We start from the raw sequence: 19,878 nt of genomic DNA, 5'->3' as shown, positions 1-19,878 counted from the left end.
TTTTTATGTTGAAAAATCAAAAGGGATTCACATTAATCGAAATGTTAATTGTAATTATGGTCATATCCGTTATCATGATATTAATTATACCGAATCTGGGCAAGAAAACCGGTGATGTCCATACCAAAGGCTGTGATGCTCTCATTAGCGTTGTCCAAGCCCAGGCAGATGCATATCAAATTGATACCGGCAATATGCCATCGAGCTTAGATCAGCTGCAGAGTGCTGATTATATAACAGCAGACCAGCTAACCTGCTCAAATGGAGATAAACTTTCTATTTCCAATGGTGTGGTAAATGCTTCAAACTGAACGAGGTTTTACACTTCTTGAAGCATTGTTTGCATTATCCATCCTATCTGTCATTCTTTTACTCATTCCTAAACATCAGATGGAACACATGGAGAATTTAGAGAATGAACAATTTCTTAACACGCTAGAAATGGATGTACTCTATCTGCAGAATACGATGAGTACACAGGAAATCACAAAACCCTATGTATTAAGGTTTGCCTCTGATAGCTACAGCATTTTGCTTAGCAACGAAACCATCATCAAACGGGAATTTCCCTCATCCGTCATTTTAACAAATCCTTATCTTAAAGATATTAAATTCTCAATAGGCGGTGTCACGATGAATCCACAAACTATTTTGATGGATATTGGAGGAGAACCATACCGTATCGTATTTCCATTCGGGAAAGGTAGATTTTATGCTGAAAAAAGATAAAGGATTTACTTTATTCGAAACTTTAATCGCGTCATTACTTTTATTTTCCATGCTTACCATGCTTCTCCCACTTCTCTCCTTTCTTGCAAAGGAACAATACAATTCAATGGAAAGACTGCAAATCACAACTAAATTACATGATGAACTGCAAGGGGTTTTAATTGGAGCCGCTCCTTATCCATCTAAATACATGGTAACTCCTTACAGGGCCTCAACAGAATTCTCTTTTGTACTGGAAGGGGAATACGTGAAAGGATGTGCAGAATGGACTAATGCAAAAGAAAAAAGAGAGAAAAAATGCCTTTATGCACTTATGGAGTAACTCAAAAGGATTCACTTTAATTTCTATGCTCATCGGCATGACAATCCTAGTTTTAACACTTCCTTTTGTATATTATGCTTTATCTACACTTCAATTAAAGCAAAATTATACGGAATCATTATCGGTACAGCAATTTTTCATTCAGTTACGTAATGAAGTCATCTTTTCAACGTCTGTTCACGTAGCTGATAATCAATTGTACATTCGATTTATTGATCGAAATGATAACCAGGAGAAAACGGCGAAATTTAGTCAATATAACAACTCGATACGGAGACAGGTAAATGGACAAGGCCATGAAATTTATCTTCATAAAATTTCTAATGTCCGTTTTGAAGAACAAGCTAATGCGATTTTATTTACTATTACGGGAGAATCAGGTGCGGTTTATGAAAAAACACTATACAATTATCCATAATCAACAAGGATTTTTACTATTTCATGTCGTTTGGGTGATTTTAATCGTATTTCTTTGTATTCACTTTCTTCTTTATCAATATCAGACAGAAAGAGTCGTAGTGAATAATCAGCTATTTCATATTGAAACGGAAACGCTATTTCAAATGGCCTATAAAAAAGCGCGTGATGAAATAGATAATAAAGAGGTTACTTTGCCTCATCAAACCACGTATGATTTCCCTCAGGGAGAAGTCAAAGTAACCATGGAAGCAGAGCCTGATGATAAGATTGCTGTCTATTTTGCAATAAAGCAAACAGGAAGCGATCATATTTACCAGTTGTCTCGGCGGTACAATTTCCACGAACTTCGCTGAATTGTTACCGTTTATAAATCAAATAGGTAATATTCTGTCGTATCTCTATAAGAATCGTTTACAATCCCACTTTGCTCGTATATAATAACTATGAGAACGTTACCTATAAAGGAGGGGGAAGACATGGACCGCATGTTTCGTGTTCTTGCCTTTTGGACAGGTATTTTTACAGTTATGTTTTATGTAGGTGACATGCTGAATACTGCATTATTATTCCTTGTTCAAACGGCGTTTTTCCTTACATTGAGTTACTTAAAGCTGTCTGAACGTATGTACATGTATTTATTTGGTGCATATTGTACGGTATTTATTGTTGGATACACTTGGTATTCCGAGTTTATCCTTGTACCTGGATTTGGACATTAAAAATGAAAAAGACCATCTATTTTCTAAATAGATGGTCTTTTCTCTTTATTCATGCTAAAAGTTTCTTGATACCACTATGCAGGAAAAAAAGGATTGTTTTTCTTCTCATAACCAATGGTGGTTGCAGGTCCATGACCAGGTAGTATTGTTAAATCATCTGCTAAACGATATAATTTCGTCCTAATCGATTTTTCCAATGTTGCCATATCCCCTTCCACTAAGTCTGTTCTGCCGATCCCCTGTTGAAATAATACGTCTCCACTGATAGCAAAGTTATCATCTGGAAAAACAAAACTAACACTTCCTGGTGAATGTCCAGGTGTATGTAATATCTCTATTGTAAATCCGCCAATATCAATGGAACCCTCTTCTAACTCTTTATCCGCCGCTGCTGCAGTTATTGTCTCTCCCATTAATTTAGCTGACCCATTTAAAGCTGGCTCAGCTAACCAATTCCATTCGGATTTATGAAGATACACTGGCGCATTTGTAGAATTTCTAATACCATCCAATCCGCCAATATGATCGAAATGTGCATGAGTTAGTAAAATTGCTTTCACGTTTAACTGCTGACTGTCAATCGCATCAATTATCTTATCTGGCTCTCCACCTGGATCAATAACTAAAGCATTTTTGTCCTCTTTGTTATACACGATATAACAGTTTGCCTGAACTAAACCTACCGGCATCGTAATAATTTCCATCATCATCTCTCCATTCTTTTATAATAACTCGACAAACACTTGGAAATACTATAAAATATAAATAGCTTAACGATAATTACATAGTATTAAAAACTGACTTTTTACACAAGTATAGTTACGTTGAAAAGGAGGAAAATTCGGATGGCTCATATTGTATTAGGAATTTTATTTTTATTTGTAGCGCTATTAGCGGTCGTATCCGTGATTCGTCAGTTGAAATATAAAAATATACTGGCGTTGTTATTCTCTGCTCTAGCTGCTATTGTCTTTGGGTTCTTTTCCGTTGCGACCATTATTTCAGAAATCATTGGCTAAAACAGAAAGATTCTTTCTATTTAAACAAGATAGAAAGAATCTTTTTTATTTTCTAAGTCACTTCTTTTCCAACTTATTCCCCTTCCTTTCGTAGCATCCACACAAACCATCGTAAGATTATGTACTCCATATATGCGGAATAAAATTTTAAAAGAACGACACAGGATACGAATTACCTGTGTCGTTCTTTTAATTATTTCTCTTCATCTCCAAAATCAACAAATCGGAATAAGTCACCGTATATAATGGAATCAGAGTAAGAAAGTTCTGTATCAACCTTTTCTTGGATTGCATCGCAAGCACTTTCTACGCTCTCTAATTCTTTTTCGGCTTCTTCAGCATCTTCTCCTGTTTCCGAATCTGTCTCTTCTTCTGCAACTTCGTCAATTAATTCACCTGTTTCACGATCATAGCAAGAACCCGCAGTTTTCACAAAATCTTCACTTACAAAGTCACCATTTCGTAATGCTACATAGACTTTTCTATCGTCGCTGAATAAGTCATTACCGAAATAGATATCTTCTCCTGAATCAACACCAAGCATATTTAGCATGGTTGGTTTTAAATCAATTTGACCTGTAACCGTATCGATGGTTTTTCCATTTCCATCTCCGGGAATATGAATAAATAGTGGTACTCGCTGTAATTGAACTTGATCGTATGGCGTAATTTCTTCTTTATCTAAATACTTTGCCATTGCTTTATTATGGTTAGCACTAATTCCAATATGGTCCCCCATAATAACAATAATGGAATCTTCATAAAGACCAGATTCTTTCAGTTCAGCAAAGAATTCTTCGATTGCTTCATCCATATAACGAACAGTTGGAATATAACTGTTTAACGTATTGGAATTTGAATCAAATTTATCAATAGTTGCGTCTTCCTCATCCAATTCAAACGGGAAGTGATTTGTTAACAAAATCATTTTTGAATAGAATGGCTCTTCTAATGATTCTAGAAGAGGGATGGATTGTTCAAAGAATGGCTTATCCTTCAAGCCCCATCCTACAGAGTCTTCAGGTGTTACATCGTAAGACTCTTCTCCAAAGAATTCATCAATGTTTAAACTGTCATACATTGCATCCCTGTTCCAAAAACTTTTATTATTTGCATGCAGTACTGCAGAAGTATAGCCTGCTTCTTTAATCATCTCTGGGAACGAATGATATTCATTGTTTCCATGCGTAAAGAATACAGCACCACGAGACAGTGGATACAGTGAGTTTTCTACCAGAAACTCCGAATCAGACGTATTCCCTTGACCAGTTTGTTCATAGAAGTTGTCAAAGTAATACGTATCCTCATCCTGAGCCAATTGATTAAGGAACGGTGTAACCTCTTCCCCATTCACTTCGCTATTCATTACAAAATGCTGCAGTGACTCTGCATTAAGGAAAATGATATTTTTGCCCTTGGCAATACCATTCATTTTTTCACTGGTTTCATGTTCTACATTTTCTTTAATATAATCCTGTATCTCTGGAATTTCATTTCCATCCGCAAATACGCGCTGTGATTCGTTTTTAGAATGTATCACAATATCGTATACGTGATAGTTAAATAGACCAATATTTTTCACTAAATATTCGCGATCGAATCCACGAGTGAAAAGCTGTGGTCTTTCCATTTCCGCTAAGAAAAAGTTACCTGCCAGTAAAACTAATGAGAATGCTAAAGCGCCGACTTTACCGCTTCTTGGATACTGTACAGATAGACTTCCTTCATATTTTTTACTTAAATACCAAACAATTGCAGCATCCACAAATAATAGAAGATCCCATGGCTTAATTAAGGTTAGAATACTAGACCCTAAATCTGTCATATTACTTCCCATAAATAATTGTGGAATGGTTATGAAGTCTGTAAATTGGCGATAAAATACAAGGTTCGCCCAGATTAGTACAGACGCAAGCAATGTTGCATAACGAATATACTTCATTTGTCTAGAAGTCTTATTAAACCAGACTCCTAATGCTAGAATTAAAAATGCAGAAACAAAAGGATTAATAAACAAGATTAATTCTTGCATGGAGTTATCCAGTTCAACATTAAATATAAATCGGTAAGCAATATACGTTTTCAGCCCAAGAAGAAGTGCTGCAATAATATATAATGGTATCTTTGGCTTTTTAAATCGTTTCATTCGTATCCTCTCCTAAATAAAAACAGGAATGCTATTGATGGTACTTTAACATATTACTTCCCATTTTATTAACTTGTATAGACTTACAGTTAAAGAATTGTACAACTTATTATAACGAATTGGCAAGAAAAAAGGTTTCACATTTAATCATTTTATTTTATTACCCGTTCATAAATTACTATTTTAGTAGATAATCAAAAAAAATCAAGTCTAAAGATATATTAATTATTCTCGTAAACTAAATATGCTCCGCCAATAATTCCAGCATCATTGCCAAGTTGACAAGTTTTAATGGTACATACCTCACTAACTTTCGGCAGAGCATGCTTTCTAAACGCTTTTACTATAGCGTCAATTAATTGATCTCCGGCGTTTGAGACCCCACCGCCAATCAAAATATTGGAAGGATTAATAATAACTGACATATTTGCAATTGCTTTCCCTAACACGTCCGCTGTGTAGTCAACGATCTCCCCAGAAGCCTGGTCTCCTTGCTTTGCCAAGTCAAAAACATTTTTTGCAGAAATCCTTCCCTCTTTTTGAAATAATTTTGCTAATAAAGATTCAGGCTGTGTGTGTATTTTTTCCATTGCTTGCCGAACAATTCCTGTCGCAGAGGCAATCGTTTCTAAGCAACCTTTCTTTCCGCAATTACAGGGATGCCCATTTTCTATTGCTTCTATATGGCCAATTTCTCCAGCCATCCCGTTTACACCATTTAAAATAGAACCATTTGCAATAATTCCACCGCCAACGCCTGTACCTAATGTAATCGCTATTAAATTCTCAGATTGATTTCCTGCACCAATCCAATTTTCCCCTAATACAGCAATATTAGCGTCATTCTCAACATAAACAGGAACTCCCGCTAATTTTTCAAGTTCTTCCGCTAAATGTAAATCTTTCCACCCGATATTAACCGCTTCTGTAATAATACCAGCATGCGCATCAACAAATCCCGGTGCTCCGACACCGATTCCTTTAATAGAAGGATTAGCCATGGAAGACATCTTTAATTTCGAATCAATACTTTTCCATATATCAGAAATAATATTTTCCCCTTCATTTGTTAGGTCTGTAGGAATTTCCCACTTTTCTTGAATTTTTCCGTCTTCTGCAATAAATCCAATTTTTACCGTTGTCCCGCCAATATCTACCCCTACTAATAATTCAGTCATTTATTCTAATTCCCTTCTTATATTCTCTCATTTCTTTTTTCAAAAGTAATACAGCTTGCTGGAATTGCTGGCTGCTAATTAATTTCCATTCATATAAATCATTCATTTCCATCATCATTAATTCTAAGTCACCTAAGCGATCTGTCGTATAAATAAAAGTGCCAAACTTCATCAACAGTTTCCGTACATCATGTATATTTTGCATGTAATCACCAAGAGTATTATATCAAATGGGCAGCGAAATGGGAAATACGAGTAAGATCCAAATCGAATTAACGATCTGGATCTTTTGGTCTTAATATAGACGGCCTTAGATGTCTTACTGGGATTGGAAAGCGAATAAATGTATCACGCATATTTTTTGCTGAGAAAGGAACCATTGGCCAAAAATAAGGTGTATCCATCGTTCTCATCTTTATTAAAAATAGCAGCCAAACTGTCACGCCAGCAACGTAGCCACTCACACCAAACAAAGCAGTGGTAAATAATAGAAATAAACGTACAAGTCGATTCGCCATACTTAATTCATAACTTGGCGTTGCATAAGAACCAATTGCTGCAGTGGCAATATATAACACTACTTCATGTGAAAACCAACCTACCTGTACAGAAACCTCACCAATCATAATTGCAGCGACTAGCCCCAGTGCTGTGCCTAATGACGAAGGGGTATGAATGGATGCCATCCTTAACACATCAAGTCCTAATTCGGCAATTAAAAACTGAACGAGTATTGGAATAGCCTCGGTATCTTCTGGTCCAATAAAAGAAAGAGCTGGTGATAATAATTCGGGCTGTACAGTAAATAAATAATACAATGGCAAGAGTATTAATGAGAGAAATATGGCAATAAATCGAACAAATCGCAAGTAAGCTCCAACAGTTGGTTTTTGCCTATATTCTTCAGCATGTTGTAAATGTTGCCAATAAGTCGTTTGTGTGATCATGGCACATGGTGACCCGTCAATAATCAAAATAATATGCCCTTCATAAAGATGCGACGCAACCGTATCAGGACGTTCCGTGTAACGCACAGCAGGATATGGATTCCAATAACGATGACTGAAGAATTCTTCAATCGTCTTTTCTGCCATGGGCAATCCGTCCGTATCAATTGATTTAACAAGTTTTTTTATCCGCTCTACTTGTCTGGAATCAGCGATATCCTCAATGTAACTAATAACCACGTCTGTCTTAGAACGCCTGCCAACCTGCATAAATTCCATTCTTAAAGAACGATCTCTAACTCGGCGTCTTGTTAGCGAGGTATTAAATACAAGTGTTTCAACAAACCCATCACGAGGCCCTCTGACAACTCTCTCTAAATCTGGTTCCTCGGGTGAGCGGGCTGGATAGGTTCTTGCATCAATAATAATTGCCTTCTCTAAACCGTCTACAAATAATACGGTTGCACCTGAAAGAATAAAATCAATCAATGAATCCATATCATCCATCGCTTCGATTTCAATAAATGGAACATCTCTTTTTACCAACTTTTTTAATGTATCTATTTCTAGCTCATATGGCTCAAGTCTTTGCAAGGATTGCATGATAAATGCCATAATATCATCTTTTACAAAGCCATCAACCATAAACATGGCCATGTCTTTTTCCGCATAGTTCAGTTCTAAATAAATTAAATCAAAGCTCTTATCAATTGCTAAATAAGTTTTTAAATAAGAAACATTTGTGTTTAGATTTGTATTTACCTTCCGCATTTTCTGCGTCACATTTATCACCTTATTGTAATAGGATGTCCATAGTTTATATCACTAGGTGAAAACTATACATTCCATAAGGTCGCAACAAACGGAAAAGTATATCGTCTAGAAGCCGAATAAACGAAAACCAGGCTGTCGTTTTCAGCCTGGTTTATCAATTAATAAGATTGTAAATCATCTTTCAAATCCAGCAGGTCCTCATTGTCTGGAAATTGATCTAAGCCTTCATCAATAATGGCTTCTAATTTTTCCATGCCTACCCCCTGCTGCGAATATATAATTGCCAAATTGTAATATATTTCCGGAAAGACTTCCTCATATTGAAGTGCATCTTCTAAATCCTCTCGTGCTTTATCAAATTGGAGTTGCTGAATATAAGCATAAGACCGATGAAAAAGTAAAAGCGGGATCAGATTAGCATCGTCCGTTTCATCTAGAGTCTCTGTCGCTAATGAAATAGCCTCACGAAATTCTCCCTCTTCCACTTGAGACTGTATTTCCTCTATTTTAAATTCTACAGATGACGTATTATATGACCAGCCAAAAAGCAATAATCCTATACTGAGAATAATCCAACCAAGAAAACCTAAAATTTGATATTTTTGATTCTTTCTTCTCGGGACATACATGGCAGTAGTCATTAAAAAACCACCAACTAATCCACCAATATGCGCCCCCATATCAATTTGTGGATCGGTAAATCCGACCACCAGGTTAATAGCTAAAATAACAATAATGCTATGTCCCATTGTCTGAAAGAAAATTTGCTTATAGATAAGTCCAAATAAAAGAAGCGCCCCAAACAAAGCAAATATCGCACCAGACGCTCCTACAGAAACGTTTATTGAAAAAGCAAAACTTGCGATAGAGCCTGTTAGACCACCAAGAAAATATATTAAAAGAAAGCGGGTTCTCCCGAATATCCGCTCTATAGCAGTGCCAAGAAAGTATAAAGCAATCATATTCATAAGAATGTGGATAAAATCAAGGTGAAGAAACATTGAACTAAAGAATCTCCACCATTCACCTTCCATAACAAGCAGGTTAAAATTGGCGCCCATATTAATTAAATGCTGTGTATTCTGCAAATCACCAGTTGTTATTTGAAGAATAAAAACAATGACGTTTATTGCGATTAATATGTATGTAAACAGTGGTGTGGAAAATGAAAATATTTTTTTGCGTTTCTCTTGCTCTTCCTGGATTTTTTGAAAGAGTGCCTTTTTCATCTGAATTGCTGCCGCTTCTATTTCCATATCCCCTAAATCTCTTCCACCTGCAGGTAACGAAACATTTAAATCTTGGTTTAAGCGGCTAATCTCGTTTTCTTCGTCACCTTGGTTAAGATAGTATACATGCATTCTGGGAGATTTCCTGTTTCCCTGTCCAAAGGGCTGGTGTTTTATTTTTCCCCATTCGTCAACCGGCTGTTCTTTAGCTATGTATATCGAATAAAATTCAGCATTGGTGCTTACAATAGATTGTCTTATCTGCTGCATTTGCTGATAAGCAGCGAGTGAATCTTGCCGTAATTGGTTAAACCAATCAAACGATTGTGATTTCACACGAATAATATCGGATTTTCTGCCTGCTTTCTTCATCAGCCAGATTTCGTCCCTTTCATCGTCACCTGTAATGGTTTGAAATCCTTGTTCTGTTAATTTTGTTACGAGTTCATACATTCTATATTGCATGGATATGTCCATAAATCATCCTCCCCTCTTTGAAGCTTACCAAAAATTTATAACCCTGCGCAACTATGGATATAAATATTAAACAATTGACAAAGAAGGGAATTTTTCACCATTATCTAGCTTAAACCGCTCGCTTTTTCTTCATCCATAAGAGCATATTTACGACAATTGGAATCAGATATTTTCTCCCTTGTTGCCAGTTTAGTATCGTATTTAAAATACGGTATTTCCATTTCATAATGACAAAAATAAAGGAGAGAACTATTGTTAATATAAAGAACAATCGCATCATCTTTCTTACCCCCATTTTAATGATTGAAGCAATCAGCCTGCTTATACATCATCTAGTGTCAACAGAGGAAGAAATCTTATGCATTACATATTTGAATTTAGCACATTTATGACACGTTTTTCTGTAATGATTTGTTCTACAGGCAAATCATAGACTTCCCTCGGTATTTGGTTCACGAATTGCATCTCACTGCAAAGAGATAGGGTCGAACCTTTATAGTTCTCCAGCATTCTATCGTAATACCCGCCGCCATAGCCAATTCGATAACCAAGCCGGTCAAAAATAACGCCTGGTACAATAAGTAAATCAATATCATCATAATCGATATATTTTGTTAATTTAGGATTAGGCTCGTTTATCCCGGCATAGCCAGGCTGAATTTGATTTCTGTGGTTCCAGGTGTAGTAATGCATTTCCTTTGTTTTTGCAATACATTTAGGAGAAGCTATTATTTTCCCTTGCTCCCAGGCTTTTTCAATAATTGCATATGTATCCCACTCTATATCTGTTGAAATCGTAATACCGATTGTTCTAGCCTGCTTAAAATCGGCGCAAGAAAATAATTGTGTCTGCTGTTTTTTTTCAATCTGCTGTCGTTCCTCATTTGAGAGCTGACCTAGCTTTTTCAACATAGCTTGACGTAAAATTTGTTTTTCTGACACGAAACATTCACCTCTCTTTGTAAAAAAACTCTTATCCAATTAAATTAGATAAGAGTTTTTCTTTAGTACTTATTTTGTTTCACGGTGTAGGGTATGTTTTTTAAGACGTGGTGAGTATTTCATAAGCTCAATACGCTCAGGATTATTACGTTTGTTTTTTGTTGTAATATAATTACGATCTCCTGTTTCCGTGCAAGCTAACGTTATATTTACGCGCATATCTATCCCTCCAAACTTTCTAACTTGCCTTTTTACATAACTGTACAGACTTTTATTATATTATCAGAGATTCCTCTATTAATCAAGTAGGATTCTTAAAGAGATGACGTAAAAAATTGAAAAGAACCATCAAACTTTACATTCCCCTATTCGTAAAGGATAAAGTAACTACCTATATGATTTTCTCTTGCTTTTAGCATAGTCACTGCTATTAATTTATGGTATAACTATAAAAGGTACTTAAAGGGAGGGAATTAAAAATGTTATATGCCATTTTGGCAATCGTCGTAATTGGAATTGCTTTGTTTATCTTATCTTTCTTTATTAACGACCGCCTTGAGGAAGTGGAAAGTCAGGTAGAACAGCTGTCTATTACAACGATGCAAGATACATATCAGCTGAAAAAGAAGGTAACTGTATTAGAAGAAGAATTATTACCTCAACAAATATCTGATGACGAAAAAACGTCTCATCATAAAAACTAATAATTAGAGGAGTATTATCATGAAACAACACGTAAGAGCTTTTGCTGTCGGTTTGTTAACTAGTGGTATTCTGCTTCTCGCTATATATATATTCGGAAATAATTCCTCGGGTAATCTGGAGGATATGGATCCAGAAGAATTAATTTCTACTCTGGAAAATCATGGATATGCTGTATTAACGCAGGACGAATATATTGCGTATAGCGTGAATCAGGAAACTTCTGATGAAAATGATTCAGAAGCGAAAGAAGACTCTGAAGCTGCTAATGATTCAGATGAAAACAAAGACGAAGATAGTAATGACGAGAAAAGTAGTGAAAACGAAAATAGCGATGACAATGACTCAGAAAGCAGTGAAGATGAAGAATCCGATGTTATCGATGTAGAGGTAACATTGGAAAATGGTATGCCGCCTTCTAACATTAGTGACTCTCTAGAAGAGGCAGGCATTATTGATGACGCAAGAGAGTTCAATGACTATCTCGAAGACAATGATTTAAGCGGCAGTGTGAAGCCTGGGACCTATAAAGTAGATAGTGAAATGTCCTTTAGCGAAATCGCTGAAATTATTACAACCTATACGGATTAAATCATTCTTGAAAATGAGCTATTCTGGATGGAACAGCTCATTTTCTTTTTATAAGCTATTCCAAGCAAACAAAAAAACTTCCACCCTATTCAATAGGGGGAAGTTTTTTTGTTATTCATCATCATCTGCTTCTTCATCATGATTCTCTTTAATATCGAAATACGTATCTAAAATTCGTTCACCAATTTTTAAGTTGATACCATTGCCAGAAGTCGTTCCTACATATGGTACCACCACTGCAAAAGCAACCTCCGGATCATCAAACGGCGCATACCCGACTAATGTTAAGTTATTAAGCGCAATTTTTTCCCCGTTTTCATAATAATAGGTCTGTGCTGTACCGGTTTTTCCTGCAGGATTATATGACTTGTTTTGAAAATAAGTTCTTGCTGTTCCTCGAGATCCTTGGTATACACGACGGAAACCTTCTTGCACCCGACTAATTTCATCATCTGTCATATTAATTCTGTTCATGACCGTGGTATTTTTTGTATAATACAGCGGTCCGAGTTCATCTAAAGAAGCAATTGGATTATGTGCCTGTTTTAAGAAATGAGGCTGAACACGATATCCATTGTTGGCAATTGTTGATACATATTGTGCAAGCTGTAAAGTTGTATACGTATCATACTGGCCAATAGAAAAGTCAAGGATATTACCAGGATTATCTGGAACTTCCCCTCTTACCCCGGTACTTTCATAAGGATAATCAATGCCTGTTGAAGCACCTAAACCAAATTGGTTAAAATAATTTTGCAGTGTTTGTAAGGTTTCACTCACATTGATGCCTAAAGACGCATTATGCGGCATTGGATGACGATAGTCTCCTCCCAGCCGCAAGGCCACATAGAACATATACACGTTGGAGGACCTTTCTAAAGCTGTTAAATCATCTACAGCACCCATAGTTGAAACAGATTTTTTCAGCTGAGCTCCTGCGAGTTTTATCGGTGCATCATAAAAAACTTCTCCCGGAGAAATAACACCAGAATCATAACCGGCAAGTATCGTTGCTCCTTTAATGCTGGAACCTGGCTCATGGGCATTCGCCAAAGCCATGAATGCCGCATCATTATATTCATTTGTTTCTGTATTATAATCCACCCCGGAAACAGCTAGAAGCTCTCCAGTTTTTGGATTCATAACCACAGCATAAGCATTTGTTAAATACCGATTATCATAAGGACTGCTTCCTTTTGCCGCCTGCATCTCTTCTAATAAAATTTTATCGACTTCTTTTTGAAGATCTAAATCCGTCGTTAGAACCAGGTCCTTGCCTCGTTCTCCTTCTACGATTGTTTCTGAACCAATGATTGTTCCGTTTTGGCGTGTCGTATATTGAATTTGTTCTTTCCGTCCACGCAAGAAGTCTTCATATTGCTCTTCCAGACCGCTTCTGCCAATACGATCATTTCGGCTATATCCTTTCGTTAAGTAAGCATTCATGTCCTCAGCAGGAATTCCTTGTTCCTGGCTTGTAATGCTCCCCAAGATACTTGTTAAAGTGTCTCCGTTTGGATAAACACGATTCCAGTCTGTTGTTGCATTAATTCCAGGCAATTCATCCAAATGTTCAGCGACTGAAGCGTACTCTTCGGCACTAACTCCTTCATTTTTAATTACCTGTGGAGTAAGTGCATATGCTTTATCTAGCTCTTTTTTGATTGCAATGATTTCTAATTCATCATCTGAGAAATCGGCAATCTCCTCATCTGTAATTAAATCTAATGTAGCTGCGTATTCCTCTGAAGCATCCATATCTTCTGTATTAATTTTTGCTAATCGCTTTTCTATTTCCTCTTGATGTAGTAATAAATAATATTCTCGTTTATCTCTGTCAGTGATTCGATCGATTTTTTTATCATCACTCATATCAACGTACTTAGCTAAGTTTTCAGCTACTTCTAAACGATCCTTTGCTTGAACGTCTTTAGGAGGCGTGTAGGTGATGGAATACATCGCCTCATTATCTACAATGATATTTCCATTCCTATCAAAAATTTTCCCCCGAGGTACAGGCACACTTGTTGTATCTAAATTTGTCCTCTCGATTTCCTCTTGATAAGATTCCCCTTTTAAAATTTGAACAACGCCTAATTGAAGTATAAGTGCAGAAAATAATAAGAAGATGGCAAAGAAAAGGATGTTCATACGAACAGGAAGCTGGGCCCGTTTTTTCTTTTTCTTCTTCTCTACCACTTTTCTCCCCCTTTACATATATTTTAGACTTGCATGACATTCGATTGTAGACGTATTTATAAAGAATTTATAATACGTCATCCATGTTTAGTCTATTTAAACATCTCTGTGAAAAATACTACTGTTTGATTTTATCACACTTAACGACTTTTTTCGTCAGTAAAATGTTCTTTTAATGCGATTTTTTCTTTCTTTGTTGGCCCAATAAAAATATTTCGGATACAAAAGTAAATCATCGCATGCCCAGCACCAAACATAATTAATAAGGCAGGGATAATTATATCATGAGGAAATAGGAACATCCCAAAGATGAAACAGGCAATGGACACGATTCTTCCCAGGTTTAAATATATTTCCCGAACAACTATATATTCTACTCTTCTTTCACTCACCATTCGAGCTCTGCCAATGACATCGTATGTTAAGGATTGATATGGAACGGTCAAAATCGGAAAGGCAATTCCAATAATCACAGCATAGATAATTAACCAAAATAGACTCATTTCAAAAATAATAATAAAGATAGAAGCAAACAACAAAATGCCGCCAAATAAAATGGCCTTTTTACGTAGAGCTGGTTTGATCCATTTTATAGCAACGAAATAAAAGAGAATCGATAACCCTGAAAGGAATAAATTAAAAACTCCCAGCACAAGCTCACTATTCGTAACAAGGAAAATCCAGATGGTAATATAAAAACCATAAATTCCTTCCCTTAACCCTTGGAAGAAATGGGCGTGTAAAATGCGTTTCCAATTTTTATTACTTTTTCTTTCAGCAATCACGGCCCCTAAAGCAAAAGTTCCCTTGCTGCCTTTACGAATAATAAAGAAGCTTGCTACGATGGCAGCAATAAATAAGGATAGGGAAATAACAAAAATAGCAGTATAACCAAGGTCACCCGCCATTTTTGAAATCATCCACCCTGCAAGCAACGGCCCAATCATTCCAGCGAAAGATGTCAGTGTGCCTGAAATACCATTAAACCAATCTCTCGTATCTGGCTCTGTGATTTCAAAAGTCAGCACATAATAAGCTAACCAGAAAAAACCATATCCGATTCCCAGTAAGCAGCCAAGAATAAAATTATAATATGCTGCAAGTTCACCAATCCAAAGAACAAATAAGAAAAAGAAACATAAAAAAAGAATTCCGGTCCGCAAAATAATTATACGATCTATTTTTTTAGATAATCTTCCAGCATAAATAAATGCTAATGCTTGAAATACATAACTCGCCAAATGGTAATTAGCAATTACAAAAAAATCTTCTGATTGCTTCCATAAGTACACATTTACAAAGGTATTGGATAAAAAAATACCTGCAGCATACAATGCGCCAATCACTAAAAGAATCCAAAGATCTTTATATTCGTCCTTTTTTTGTCTATACCTTCTATATTGCTGATGTAATTGCATAAAAAACGACTCCTTCTTCTTATATTTTTAGCGAAGGAATCGTATCTATACAAAAAGCTTGCAGAAAGATATCTACAAGCTTTTAATTTCATAATTATTTTGCAGCTTCGTAATTGTTTGCTACTTGATCCCAGTTTACTACATTCCAGAATGCTGAAATATATTCAGGGCGTTTGTTTTGATATTTAAGGTAGTATGCATGCTCCCATACATCTAATCCGAGTAATGGTGTCTTACCTTCTGATAGTGGTGAATCTTGATTTGGTGTGCTTGTAATTTCAAGCTCGCCATTGTTTAACACAAGCCATGCCCAGCCTGAGCCAAAGCGACCTGCTGCTGCAGCTGCAAATTCTTCTTTAAACTTGTCTAAAGAGCCGAATTTGCTGTTGATTTTCTCAGCTAACTCTCCTGATGGTTCTCCACCGCCATTTGGTGATAATAACTTCCAGAAAAAGCTGTGGTTAGCATGTCCACCGCCATTATTACGTACTGCTGTGCGGATGTTTTCAGGTACAGCATCTAAATCAGCGACTAATTCTTCTACTGATTTGTTTTGAAGATCTTCATGTCCTTCTAATGCATCATTTAATTTTGTTACGTAGGTGTTGTGATGCTTCGTATGGTGAATATTCATCGTTTCTTTGTCGATAGTTGGTTCCAATGCGTCATAAGCATAAGGTAGTTCTGGTAGTTCAAATTTTGCCATGTGTAACTCCTCCTTGAAATAAATGATCTATTTTTTAAAATCTTCAATTATAAAGGTATCAAAGCTAAGGGCCACTTGCAAATATTATGCTTTGCAAACGCTTAAGAATCATTTCAAATTAATAATACATTATTTTCATAGACTAGCGCAGAGTGTCCCCCTACGCCCTAAGAACGACTTATCGTATGCAACGACTGTTCGAGCATGCCCTACTCTTGGAAGCGCAAGGAACCTAAGACTCCCGTTGCTATAGGAGTATGTCGATGGGAGATTTAACCTTAGAGCCAGATGCGGCTATCTCTAAATAGAAATGTTTAGCGAGACTGAGGCTACTCATCCCATCAAAAAGAATTGTGTTTGCCCCGACCCGCCGAAACTATTTACCTGGCTTTTATATTTTCTTTACATACAAAAAAACAAGCAATTTGCTTGTTTTTTAAGATGGCTCGGGACGGAATCGAACCGCCGACACAAGGATTTTCAGTCCTCTGCTCTACCGACTGAGCTACCAAGCCATTAAATTGATCTTTCATCGATAGACTCTCAAATATTCAATGATGAGATATGTATGGAGGAGGTAGAGGGATTCGAACCCCCGCGCGGTTTGACCCGCCTCTCGGTTTTCAAGACCGACCCCTTCAGCCAGACTTGGGTATACCTCCAAGCAGTAAAAATGGTGGACCCTGCAGGACTCGAACCTGCGACCGATCGGTTATGAGCCGATAGCTCTAACCAACTGAGCTAAGGGTCCTTTTACTATGTTAATGGGGCGACCGGTGGGGATCGAACCCACGTATGCCGGAGCCACAATCCGGTGCGTTAACCACTTCGCCACGACCGCCATTGAATAGCAAGGTTATGTATATTTTATTGGTAGCGGCGGAGGGGATCGAACCCCCGACCTCACGGGTATGAACCGTACGCTCTCGCCAGCTGAGCTACACCGCCATGGCTCCACAGGTAGGATTCGAACCTACGACCGATCGGTTAACAGCCGATTGCTCTACCACTGAGCTACTGTGGAATAATTTTCGTTTCTGTTGAATTAACAACAACAAAATATAATTTATCATGTTTTAAAAGTTATGTCAACAACTTTTTTTCAGTCTTGCAAAAGTTTTTATCTGAACTCGACTGCAAGAATTATAATAGCACGTAATGGAACATATTTCAACAAAAACTTTAAAATTTATTTCTTTTTTTTGCGATTTTTATCTAACAGAGCTATTTTTTTGTATTTCTTCCGTTCATTTCCGTTTTTTCTCCCTTGTATTTCCTGCTTCTTTCCTTGCCAATTTTAAAAATTTTTTCGCTGTCTATTAATCTATTGTTTATTTCAGGTGATATGGAATTTTTTATTTTCCATATTTTCACTCATTTGTAATTCACCTCCTCTCCTAGCTGAATAATCATCATGAAAAAAACACGTGCAAACTCAAAATGTATTTAGGATAGCGAATCCATAACATGGAACCTACTACTCCCTAAACATGCAAAAAATGCTCTGTCAGCTTATTATAGGCCGATAGAGCATTTTCATATATATGATTATTAATGCTCGCCCAATACGTTCTGAGCGATATTTACAGCGTGGTCGCCAATTCGTTCTAAATTACTTATAATATCCACAAAAACGATTCCTGCTGACCCACTACAAGTGCCTTCATTCATCCGAATAATATGGTTTTTACGGAATTTACGTTCCATTTTGTCAATTTGATCTTCTTTTTGAATGACTTCTAAAGCCGCTTCTCGATCACTTGCTTCTAAAGATTCCACTGCCTGTCGAACTGTCATATAGGTTAAATCAAACATTTTATTTAAGTCCTCAATTGCTTGAACTGTTAACGAAACCTTATTGGACATTTTATAATCAACTAATTCGACAACATTTTCAAAATGGTCACCAATTCGCTCAATGTCACGAATCGTATTCATCAAACTAGTATGCTCAATACTTTCTGGTTCTGTTAAGTTGGTAGAAGCAATTTCCACTAAATACTCCGTAATTTTCCGGTCGAGATTATTTAGTGCCCCTTCAATTTGCAGAGCCATCTCCGAATTCTTTGGGTTCTGTGTAGTGACATAACTATGAGTTTCTTCTAAACCCTGATATGCATATTTCCCCATACGGACAACTTCCATTTTAGCCTGACTCAATGCTAACGAAGAAGACTGTTGCAGGAAAATAGAATCCAAGTGTTTGGGCTTGTACTCGATAATGACATCATCCCCGGGCACTAGCTTCGTTACTAACCACGCCAACGCTCCAATAAACGGAAACTGAATAATTGTATTTGCGATATTAAAGCTTCCATGTGCAAAAGCGATTGTCATTTCTTTATTGAGATTCAATGCTGTTTCTAAATACCCGATAAAGCTTGTAAACGGTGCGAGCAGGAGTATAAAAATAAATGCACCAATTAAGTTAAAAGTCACATGTGTATATGCAGCTCGTTTGGCCGCAACAGATACACCTATACTAGCTAGGATAGAAGTAATCGTTGTTCCAATATTATCACCAAACAATACCGGAATAGCAGCCTTTAAGTCAATGGCACCTTGTGAAAATAGCCCTTGCAGGATACCAATTGTTGCAGAAGAGCTTTGTACAATTACAGTAAAGACTGTTCCGATGACCACTCCAAGAATTGGTGTATTGCTCATAGAAACTGTCAACTCTTGAAAAGCATCTAATGAACGAAGCGGAGCCATTCCACTGCCCATTAATTCGAGTCCAAAGAATAAAGCACCAAAACCAAATAATGCTTGTCCCACTGCAGTAATCTTTTGCTTTTTAAAGAAAAAGATAGTAAATGCACCTAGTGCTAAAATGAGTAAAGAATATTGTCCAATGTCTATTCCAATAATAAAAGCTGTTACGGTTGTACCAATATTCGCACCCATAATAACACCAATAGCTTGTCTGAGTGTCATAAACCCTGCGTTTACGAGCCCTACGGTTAAAACGGTAGTTCCCGAACTGCTCTGGATAAGTACCGTTACAATAATACCAGCAAGAACACCTAAAAATGGATTACTTGTAAACCGGTCTAAAATATCCCGTAATCGGTCTCCAGCTGATTTTTGGAGTCCATCCCCCATCATTTTTATCCCCATCAGAAAAATACCGATTCCTCCGAGAAACTCAATAATTAATTTTTGAACATCGATATCCACGAAATCTTCATCCCTTCTACCTCTTATGTAAACTTTTGTAGAAATTTGTGCCTCATTCATTATTGATGATTCTAAAGAGAATGTAAACATGTATAAAGAAAAATTTACATAGATTTAATATTTGCTACATTCGATTAGAGAGGAGCGCTTAGTATTTGCTTTCTTGCATGAATCCATGCA

23 protein-coding genes and 6 tRNA genes are annotated in these 19,878 nt (G+C 36.7%); 9 read left to right on the top strand and 20 right to left on the bottom strand.

Annotation, left to right across the window (positions count from 1 at the left end):
* The first annotated feature begins 5 nt into the window (after window positions 1-5).
* The 6 genes from comGC (at window position 6) to KI343_RS08475 (ending at window position 2,190) form a co-directional block, all read left to right on the top strand.
* Window positions 6-311 carry a competence type IV pilus major pilin ComGC gene (comGC, locus tag KI343_RS08500; protein ID WP_212925984.1) on the top strand — a complete coding sequence of 102 codons (306 nt, stop codon included), beginning with the start codon at window positions 6-8 and terminating at the stop codon, window positions 309-311.
* Entirely contained in the window at window positions 298-729 is a 432-nt protein-coding gene (locus tag KI343_RS08495) for a prepilin-type N-terminal cleavage/methylation domain-containing protein (protein ID WP_212925983.1), read from the top strand. Before comGC ends, KI343_RS08495 begins: the two co-directional genes overlap by 14 nt.
* Window positions 713-1,051, top strand: a complete 339-nt coding sequence (locus KI343_RS08490; RefSeq protein WP_212925982.1) for a hypothetical protein — start codon at window positions 713-715, stop codon at window positions 1,049-1,051. The genes KI343_RS08495 and KI343_RS08490 overlap by 17 nt, the downstream gene beginning before the upstream one ends.
* On the top strand, window positions 1,002-1,469 hold the full coding sequence (comGF, locus tag KI343_RS08485; protein ID WP_212926075.1) for a competence type IV pilus minor pilin ComGF: 468 nt from the start codon (window positions 1,002-1,004) through the stop codon (window positions 1,467-1,469). Before KI343_RS08490 ends, comGF begins: the two co-directional genes overlap by 50 nt.
* Window positions 1,441-1,824: a competence type IV pilus minor pilin ComGG gene (locus KI343_RS08480; RefSeq protein WP_212925981.1), complete on the top strand. Its 384-nt coding sequence runs from the start codon at window positions 1,441-1,443 to the stop codon at window positions 1,822-1,824. The genes comGF and KI343_RS08480 overlap by 29 nt, the downstream gene beginning before the upstream one ends.
* Window positions 1,825-1,947: 123 nt before the next feature.
* A complete protein-coding gene (locus tag KI343_RS08475; RefSeq protein WP_040985302.1) occupies window positions 1,948-2,190 on the top strand; it encodes a DUF2626 domain-containing protein in 243 nt (80 codons plus the stop codon).
* Between the two features lie 74 nt (window positions 2,191-2,264).
* Here KI343_RS08475 and KI343_RS08470 read toward each other — a convergent pair whose 3' ends face one another.
* Window positions 2,265-2,894, bottom strand: a complete 630-nt coding sequence (locus KI343_RS08470) for an MBL fold metallo-hydrolase (RefSeq protein WP_212925980.1) — start codon at window positions 2,892-2,894, stop codon at window positions 2,265-2,267.
* Between the two features lie 141 nt (window positions 2,895-3,035).
* Here KI343_RS08470 and KI343_RS08465 point away from each other — a divergent pair, with 141 nt between their 5' ends.
* On the top strand, window positions 3,036-3,209 hold the full coding sequence (locus KI343_RS08465) for a DUF2759 family protein (protein WP_212925979.1): 174 nt from the start codon (window positions 3,036-3,038) through the stop codon (window positions 3,207-3,209).
* A 193-nt stretch (window positions 3,210-3,402) separates the two neighbouring features.
* Here KI343_RS08465 and KI343_RS08460 read toward each other — a convergent pair whose 3' ends face one another.
* The 8 genes from KI343_RS08460 to rpmG all read right to left on the bottom strand — a co-directional run bounded on the left by KI343_RS08460 (window position 3,403) and on the right by rpmG (window position 11,121).
* Window positions 3,403-5,355 carry an LTA synthase family protein gene (locus KI343_RS08460; RefSeq protein ID WP_212925978.1) on the bottom strand — a complete coding sequence of 651 codons (1,953 nt, stop codon included), beginning with the start codon at window positions 5,353-5,355 and terminating at the stop codon, window positions 3,403-3,405.
* A 221-nt stretch (window positions 5,356-5,576) separates the two neighbouring features.
* Window positions 5,577-6,533, bottom strand: a complete 957-nt coding sequence (locus tag KI343_RS08455; protein WP_212925977.1) for an ROK family glucokinase — start codon at window positions 6,531-6,533, stop codon at window positions 5,577-5,579.
* Window positions 6,526-6,738: a YqgQ family protein gene (locus KI343_RS08450; RefSeq protein WP_212925976.1), complete on the bottom strand. Its 213-nt coding sequence runs from the start codon at window positions 6,736-6,738 to the stop codon at window positions 6,526-6,528. Before KI343_RS08450 ends, KI343_RS08455 begins: the two co-directional genes overlap by 8 nt.
* 67 nt (window positions 6,739-6,805) lie before the next feature.
* On the bottom strand, window positions 6,806-8,251 hold the full coding sequence (locus KI343_RS08445) for a spore germination protein (protein ID WP_212926074.1): 1,446 nt from the start codon (window positions 8,249-8,251) through the stop codon (window positions 6,806-6,808).
* A gap of 161 nt (window positions 8,252-8,412) precedes the next feature.
* Window positions 8,413-9,960 carry a rhomboid family intramembrane serine protease gene (locus tag KI343_RS08440; RefSeq protein WP_212925975.1) on the bottom strand — a complete coding sequence of 516 codons (1,548 nt, stop codon included), beginning with the start codon at window positions 9,958-9,960 and terminating at the stop codon, window positions 8,413-8,415.
* A gap of 109 nt (window positions 9,961-10,069) precedes the next feature.
* Window positions 10,070-10,240 carry a hypothetical protein gene (locus tag KI343_RS08435; protein ID WP_212925974.1) on the bottom strand — a complete coding sequence of 57 codons (171 nt, stop codon included), beginning with the start codon at window positions 10,238-10,240 and terminating at the stop codon, window positions 10,070-10,072.
* 83 nt (window positions 10,241-10,323) lie between these two features.
* The gene (locus KI343_RS08430) at window positions 10,324-10,902 is read right to left on the bottom strand and encodes a 5-formyltetrahydrofolate cyclo-ligase (protein WP_212925973.1); all 579 of its coding nucleotides are present in this window, start codon (window positions 10,900-10,902) and stop codon (window positions 10,324-10,326) included.
* A gap of 69 nt (window positions 10,903-10,971) precedes the next feature.
* The gene (gene rpmG / locus KI343_RS08425; RefSeq protein ID WP_212925972.1) at window positions 10,972-11,121 is read right to left on the bottom strand and encodes a 50S ribosomal protein L33; all 150 of its coding nucleotides are present in this window, start codon (window positions 11,119-11,121) and stop codon (window positions 10,972-10,974) included.
* Between the two features lie 260 nt (window positions 11,122-11,381).
* Here rpmG and KI343_RS08420 point away from each other — a divergent pair, with 260 nt between their 5' ends.
* Window positions 11,382-11,606, top strand: a complete 225-nt coding sequence (locus KI343_RS08420; protein ID WP_212925971.1) for a hypothetical protein — start codon at window positions 11,382-11,384, stop codon at window positions 11,604-11,606.
* Window positions 11,607-11,625: 19 nt separating this feature from the next.
* Window positions 11,626-12,195 (top strand): endolytic transglycosylase MltG, encoded by a 570-nt coding sequence (locus KI343_RS08415; protein ID WP_244856857.1) that lies wholly within the window; start codon window positions 11,626-11,628, stop codon window positions 12,193-12,195.
* Between the two features lie 111 nt (window positions 12,196-12,306).
* Here the strand turns inward: KI343_RS08415 and KI343_RS08410 are convergent, their stop codons facing one another.
* The 11 genes from KI343_RS08410 to KI343_RS08360 form a co-directional block, all read right to left on the bottom strand.
* On the bottom strand, window positions 12,307-14,394 hold the full coding sequence (locus tag KI343_RS08410; RefSeq protein WP_306432557.1) for a peptidoglycan D,D-transpeptidase FtsI family protein: 2,088 nt from the start codon (window positions 14,392-14,394) through the stop codon (window positions 12,307-12,309).
* A gap of 140 nt (window positions 14,395-14,534) precedes the next feature.
* Window positions 14,535-15,812 carry an MFS transporter gene (locus tag KI343_RS08405; protein WP_212925970.1) on the bottom strand — a complete coding sequence of 426 codons (1,278 nt, stop codon included), beginning with the start codon at window positions 15,810-15,812 and terminating at the stop codon, window positions 14,535-14,537.
* Between the two features lie 94 nt (window positions 15,813-15,906).
* Window positions 15,907-16,518: a superoxide dismutase SodA gene (sodA, locus tag KI343_RS08400; protein ID WP_212925969.1), complete on the bottom strand. Its 612-nt coding sequence runs from the start codon at window positions 16,516-16,518 to the stop codon at window positions 15,907-15,909.
* Window positions 16,519-16,960: 442 nt separating this feature from the next.
* A tRNA-Phe gene (locus KI343_RS08395) sits at window positions 16,961-17,033 on the bottom strand.
* A 54-nt stretch (window positions 17,034-17,087) separates the two neighbouring features.
* Window positions 17,088-17,180: transfer RNA gene (locus KI343_RS08390), tRNA-Ser, on the bottom strand.
* A 12-nt stretch (window positions 17,181-17,192) separates the two neighbouring features.
* A tRNA-Ile gene (locus KI343_RS08385) sits at window positions 17,193-17,269 on the bottom strand.
* 14 nt (window positions 17,270-17,283) lie between these two features.
* Window positions 17,284-17,359: transfer RNA gene (locus KI343_RS08380), tRNA-His, on the bottom strand.
* 30 nt (window positions 17,360-17,389) lie between these two features.
* A tRNA-Met gene (locus KI343_RS08375) sits at window positions 17,390-17,466 on the bottom strand.
* Window position 17,467: 1 nt separating this feature from the next.
* Window positions 17,468-17,542, bottom strand: a tRNA-Asn gene (locus KI343_RS08370).
* A gap of 200 nt (window positions 17,543-17,742) precedes the next feature.
* The gene (locus tag KI343_RS08365; protein WP_212925968.1) at window positions 17,743-17,892 is read right to left on the bottom strand and encodes a hypothetical protein; all 150 of its coding nucleotides are present in this window, start codon (window positions 17,890-17,892) and stop codon (window positions 17,743-17,745) included.
* Between the two features lie 177 nt (window positions 17,893-18,069).
* Window positions 18,070-19,698: a Na/Pi cotransporter family protein gene (locus tag KI343_RS08360; RefSeq protein WP_212925967.1), complete on the bottom strand. Its 1,629-nt coding sequence runs from the start codon at window positions 19,696-19,698 to the stop codon at window positions 18,070-18,072.
* Window positions 19,699-19,878: the final 180 nt, after the last annotated feature.

The sequence above is a fragment of the Oceanobacillus sp. J11TS1 genome, assembly GCF_018333215.1.
GTDB lineage: Bacteria > Bacillota > Bacilli > Bacillales > Amphibacillaceae > Oceanobacillus.
Note: the sequence above shows the minus strand (reverse complement) of the source record. Positions and strands in the feature narration are given on the sequence as shown.

Excerpts from the sequence above, each read along its gene's own strand:
- comGC (WP_212925984.1), top strand. The coding sequence starts at position 6 with ATGTTGAAAAATCAAAAGGGATTCACATTAATCGAAATGTTAATTGTA.
- KI343_RS08495 (WP_212925983.1), top strand. The coding sequence starts at position 298 with ATGCTTCAAACTGAACGAGGTTTTACACTTCTTGAAGCATTGTTTGCA.
- KI343_RS08490 (WP_212925982.1), top strand. The coding sequence starts at position 713 with ATGCTGAAAAAAGATAAAGGATTTACTTTATTCGAAACTTTAATCGCG.
- comGF (WP_212926075.1), top strand. The coding sequence starts at position 1,002 with ATGCAAAAGAAAAAAGAGAGAAAAAATGCCTTTATGCACTTATGGAGT.
- KI343_RS08480 (WP_212925981.1), top strand. The coding sequence starts at position 1,441 with ATGAAAAAACACTATACAATTATCCATAATCAACAAGGATTTTTACTA.
- KI343_RS08475 (WP_040985302.1), top strand. The coding sequence starts at position 1,948 with ATGGACCGCATGTTTCGTGTTCTTGCCTTTTGGACAGGTATTTTTACA.
- KI343_RS08470 (WP_212925980.1), bottom strand. The coding sequence starts at position 2,894 with ATGGAAATTATTACGATGCCGGTAGGTTTAGTTCAGGCAAACTGTTAT.
- KI343_RS08465 (WP_212925979.1), top strand. The coding sequence starts at position 3,036 with ATGGCTCATATTGTATTAGGAATTTTATTTTTATTTGTAGCGCTATTA.
- KI343_RS08460 (WP_212925978.1), bottom strand. The coding sequence starts at position 5,355 with ATGAAACGATTTAAAAAGCCAAAGATACCATTATATATTATTGCAGCA.
- KI343_RS08455 (WP_212925977.1), bottom strand. The coding sequence starts at position 6,533 with ATGACTGAATTATTAGTAGGGGTAGATATTGGCGGGACAACGGTAAAA.
- KI343_RS08450 (WP_212925976.1), bottom strand. The coding sequence starts at position 6,738 with ATGCAAAATATACATGATGTACGGAAACTGTTGATGAAGTTTGGCACT.
- KI343_RS08445 (WP_212926074.1), bottom strand. The coding sequence starts at position 8,251 with ATGCGGAAGGTAAATACAAATCTAAACACAAATGTTTCTTATTTAAAA.
- KI343_RS08440 (WP_212925975.1), bottom strand. The coding sequence starts at position 9,960 with ATGGACATATCCATGCAATATAGAATGTATGAACTCGTAACAAAATTA.
- KI343_RS08435 (WP_212925974.1), bottom strand. The coding sequence starts at position 10,240 with ATGATGCGATTGTTCTTTATATTAACAATAGTTCTCTCCTTTATTTTT.
- rpmG (WP_212925972.1), bottom strand. The coding sequence starts at position 11,121 with ATGCGCGTAAATATAACGTTAGCTTGCACGGAAACAGGAGATCGTAAT.
- KI343_RS08420 (WP_212925971.1), top strand. The coding sequence starts at position 11,382 with ATGTTATATGCCATTTTGGCAATCGTCGTAATTGGAATTGCTTTGTTT.
- KI343_RS08415 (WP_244856857.1), top strand. The coding sequence starts at position 11,626 with ATGAAACAACACGTAAGAGCTTTTGCTGTCGGTTTGTTAACTAGTGGT.
- KI343_RS08405 (WP_212925970.1), bottom strand. The coding sequence starts at position 15,812 with ATGCAATTACATCAGCAATATAGAAGGTATAGACAAAAAAAGGACGAA.
- sodA (WP_212925969.1), bottom strand. The coding sequence starts at position 16,518 with ATGGCAAAATTTGAACTACCAGAACTACCTTATGCTTATGACGCATTG.